The following is a 4,334-nucleotide window of genomic DNA, read 5'->3' as shown; positions in this document are numbered from 1 at the left end:
GGAGTGGAACGGTTAAAAAATCAATACTGTCTGATCCCGGCATAGTCGGGAGAGTTTATTGATTTTCAGTGCAACTCCTTGAATTTTAGCATTTTGATCACAGCCTTGAATTTTTTGCTTACTTTTTGTTTCAAGACAAAAAGTGAGAGCCTAAGCTATGAAAATCATACATAGCAATTCTCAAGGAACCCCTCGACAGAATAGAACAGACTGCCAAAAAGGTCAAAGGTTAGTGTTTTCCCGGAAATTCCGGCATATCCACAAAGAACCTAATCAACCTCTCCAAACCTTTTATCCCCACACATTCTTACAATCCTTGGAGTAAAAGTCCCCAGTACATCAACAAGTTCGGTTTGATAAGCCATTACCTGATGGATGTCCTTATAAACCATCGGTGCCTCATCCAGTCCCGAACCGATCAGTTCAATCCCGGCCTTTTTCAGGTGGTTATCCACCTCTTTTTGAGACAAAGTTTCCTTGGCTTTTCTCCTTGACATCACCCGTCCGGCCCCATGCGAGGCAGAGTTAAGAGAAGCTTCCATCCCTTTGCCTCTGACTATAAAGCCCGGCGAAGTCATAGAGCCTGGTATAATACCCAGCACACCTTTGCCCGCCGGTGTTGCACCCTTGCGGTGGACGATTACCTCATTGCCATCGGAGTCCAGCTCTTTCCAGGCGAAATTGTGGTGATTTTCAACCATCATCAGCGGTTTTTCACCCAATTTTGCAGAAAGGCGGTTATGGATCTGGTGGTGACATGCCGAAGCATAATCACCTGCCAGGTTCATAGCATTCCAGTACTCGACCCCATCTTCCGTATCCAGTCCCAGCCAGGCCAGGTGCTGAGCCTCTCGTGGAAGCCTGCACTTATCCATAGCCAACCGGGTATAATGCCGGGCTACATTTGCGCCCAGTCCACGTGATCCGGAGTGGGAGAGGACGGCCAGATATTTTCCTGGTGGCAGTTGCCACTCATTATCCATGTCGGTTATTTCACCTATACCAAACTCCACAAAATGGTTGCCGCCTCCTGAACTTCCGATCTGGCTGTAAGCCCTGTCCTTTAAAGATTTGAGAATATTGATCTCATTGAAGTCATTCCTTTCCAGCACTTCATGATCTGCGGGGCGCTTAAAAACTTCATTGCCAAACCTGGTGTTATCCACAAGCATCTTTTTAAGCTTTAAGCTGTTTTGCTCAATAAACTCAGGTTGGATATCATAAAGCGTCATGCACATCCTGCAGCCAATATCAACCCCCACGGCATAGGGGATAACGGCATTGTCTGTAGCCAGAACCCCACCGATAGGCAGTCCATATCCCTGATGAGCATCCGGCATCAAAGCACCGGCCTTGGTTACCGGAAGCTTCATTGCTATCTCCATCTGGTTGATGGCGCCCGGCTCAATGCCTTCTGCACCATAAATTTGATAGTCAAGCCTGTTTTTATTGAGCTCCACGTTTTCGTTATGCTCAGTTTTGATGATCAGACTTTTGGCAACAGGCGCCAGTGAATCGTGTTTAAGGTAAAACTCAGGGCTTTTTATAACCCTCTCCAACAGCTCCAGCTTGTGCTTTTTGCTCTTACCCTTGTATTTATCTTCCAACACTTTCATGGCAATGCCTATTACTTTGCCTTCAGGATAACCCAGTTGCCTCAGTTCTTTTCCTGATATTTTTGTAGTTGCCATTTTAATAGTTTTTTAATATTTCCGAGCGGCTACATCACGCCACATTCAGTGTAGTGATGTAGTCCAGTTGCTCTTTAATTTTTATTTTCCTGGCAATACGCTCTATTCCACCCTCGCAGCAACTGATCAGGTCTTCATCAAGTGTATTGATGATGGCCTCGCTATAAGTAGAAATGGCCTTTTTGTAGTCACGAAGCATTTCGTAAGCCTCAGCCTTGTTCCTTTGTATATAGGCTAGGTTTATCCCATCTACCTTTTCTGCTCTTTCTGCGAATTTTATCATCTCTTTATACCTTGAGGTCATTTTTAGCAGATAGATATAATCGCTGTAAGTAGTTGCATGATTCGGTTCGAATCGTATTGCCATCTTAAAGTGGACTTCCGCCATGTCATACTGGTTAAGCTGCGATGCATAGATCCAGCCCAGCAACTGGTGAGCGCGCCCATGGTCGGGCTGGTCCTCCAGAAGCTCCATCAAAAGCCTTTTGGCCTGAATGTAGTCCCAGCAATCTATGTGGTCCTTTGCTTTAAGAATATATTCCTCTGTATTTAGTAAAATATCGTCCATTACATTGTTTTTGTTCAGTTTTGTCCATAAAAGGACCATTTACTTAGTTTTTAAAGCCAGACACGTAAATGAGCCTGGCTTACCAAAAGAGCATCCATCGTTTTTTACGAGCCCTTTTGATGTTGGCACGAATACCTTCAATCTCCTTGGTATCCAATGCATGGCGTGCTGCAAGTTTGTAGTGGTTAATGGCTTTGCCATATTCACCTTGCACTTCATACAGCCTTCCCATGTCATTGTAAATGAATGACTTTTGAACACCGGCTATATGCATGGCCTTGTTGAGCAATTGCTCCAGCTCCGGCCACTTGCCCATATCAAATAATAGCTGAGTCATATGCAAATAAGGAGCATGGTATTCAGGAGCATATTTCAAGGCCAGCTTTAAGTGCATTTCAGCGAGCTTAAAGTCTACCATATAGTAAAGGTATAACCAGCCCAGGTGGTTGTGGGCCTTGGCATAAACCGGCTCCATCTCAAGAGCTTCATGCAAAAGGTCTTTTCCTTCAAGCCATTCTTGCCTCTCAAAGGCCTTTTCAGCATCCAAAACATACTGTTGTAGTACTCGCACAGTCATGGTTCTTAAATTTAAAATAGTTAACACTTTAATTATTAAGACCGGACTCCGAATGGCTATACTCAGGAAAAGTTGATTATAGCAAAATAAAAAAGCCCGATCTGGAAAGGACCGGGCTCTATATGGTTTAAACAGAAATAAATCTACTCTATATAGAATGCACCGATCCGGAAATATTCACAAAACCCATCAAAACATGTTGAGGGAATTGTCTGCAATACTTGCTGCGATATTTGATCTTTTGTGTAAATCATTTTCTTACTGATAACAAAAAACCCGGGTCTTACGAGCCGGGTTTATATGATCCTTGTTAAAATCTATATTATCCCAAACCGTAATACCACTCGCCGACAACACTGTCCGGCTTCTTGAATCTGATATTTAGTTTGTGTGTGCTCATTTTCTTTTGCTTTGATGTTGCAATATTTGTAAAATTATTTTTTTTGAGCAAATGAAATTTTAATTTTTTTCTATCGGGTTGCAGGAATATTGGAAAGGCTAGGGGAAGTTGTCCTAAACCCGTTCAGGATATAGGGAAGTCAAAGTAAAATAAATTAACTCAGGTAAAGTTTTTGTAACTAATTGATAGTTAGCGGTCTATCTTGGGATTAAAGGTTGTTTCAAAAGATTTACGCTGCGGCAAAGACCTGCTTAAACCATCAAATAAGCACGGCAAAACCTGTGGAGAAACCCGGCTTTGTATGTTTACGGCTTTTGCGGATTGTATAAGCAAGTTCATGTACACAGATTTGAAATGTTGTTATTCAACCAGAAAGGCTTGGCCTGGTTCCTAAAATCCATATTCATGGTAATCTTCTGTGAACTCAGCATCGTCTATTTCAGGGTTGATTTTAACATCTGAAAACTCATAGTATTCATACAACCCCTTGTCATCATACACTTTCATGGCCAGAGGAACCATAATCTGCTTATCAATCACCAGTGACATTTGTGGAGAGTAATCATTAGGTATGGTAATGACCTGCCCCTTAGAAACATCATGATAGCCCTCCAGTCCCTCGTTAACCTCCAGGATCATATGACTGCTGAGCTTATATTTCTCAGCTATTGAAGTAATACTTTCACCTGCACCTACGGTATACTTTGAATATTTGAAGTGGGGGTTTTTAAATTCCACCTTCCAGCAATCTTTGTTATTCCAGGTGGTGGATTCAAGTGAGGTCAGAGTATGTATTTGCGATTTGTATTTATCAAACAGATGTTCGAGAATAGCCACCACATGGTCATAGCCTGCATTGTGGATGGTATGGTGCTGTTCCTTCCTCATCCGGCTTCCATGAGGGTCCAGTTTCAGGTTGAGCCAGGGAAAGCCGTTAGGGTTGATCAATGCAGAGTTATCACCCTTTTTATAAAGAACCTCCAGTCCATCATTTGGTGACTCCTGCCGGGTATATACCTTGAAAGGATTTCTCCGGAGCTTTACAAAGGAAGTTTGAGTGATCATTTCCCCGTCAATGCGCTCCATTTTCTTCATCCG

4 protein-coding genes are annotated in these 4,334 nt (G+C 42.8%); all 4 read right to left on the bottom strand.

All coding sequences use genetic code 11. The features are described from left to right. Positions 1-269 precede the first annotated feature (269 nt). Positions 270-1,691: an RtcB family protein gene (locus E1163_RS09435; protein WP_155171191.1), complete on the bottom strand. Its 1,422-nt coding sequence runs from the start codon at positions 1,689-1,691 to the stop codon at positions 270-272. A gap of 34 nt (positions 1,692-1,725) precedes the next feature. Then, positions 1,726-2,298, bottom strand: coding sequence for a tetratricopeptide repeat protein (locus tag E1163_RS09430; RefSeq protein WP_155171190.1), 573 nt, complete (start codon positions 2,296-2,298; stop codon positions 1,726-1,728). A 40-nt stretch (positions 2,299-2,338) separates the two neighbouring features. Next, on the bottom strand, positions 2,339-2,836 hold the full coding sequence (locus E1163_RS09425; RefSeq protein WP_155171189.1) for a tetratricopeptide repeat protein: 498 nt from the start codon (positions 2,834-2,836) through the stop codon (positions 2,339-2,341). Between the two features lie 790 nt (positions 2,837-3,626). After that, a partial coding sequence (locus E1163_RS09420; RefSeq protein WP_155171188.1) for a DUF1571 domain-containing protein occupies positions 3,627-4,334 on the bottom strand: 708 nt, incomplete at its 5' end.

This window comes from Fulvivirga kasyanovii (assembly GCF_009711405.1).
Classification (GTDB): Bacteria; Bacteroidota; Bacteroidia; order Cytophagales; family Cyclobacteriaceae; genus Fulvivirga; species Fulvivirga kasyanovii.
The sequence above is the reverse complement of the archived record's forward strand: the minus strand, read 5'-3'. Positions and strand labels throughout refer to the sequence as shown.

Coding starts and splice junctions, on each gene's coding strand:
- E1163_RS09435 (WP_155171191.1), bottom strand. CDS start 1,691: ATGGCAACTACAAAAATATCAGGAAAAGAACTGAGGCAACTGGGTTAT.
- E1163_RS09425 (WP_155171189.1), bottom strand. CDS start 2,836: ATGACTGTGCGAGTACTACAACAGTATGTTTTGGATGCTGAAAAGGCC.
- E1163_RS09430 (WP_155171190.1), bottom strand. CDS start 2,298: ATGGTCCTTTTATGGACAAAACTGAACAAAAACAATGTAATGGACGAT.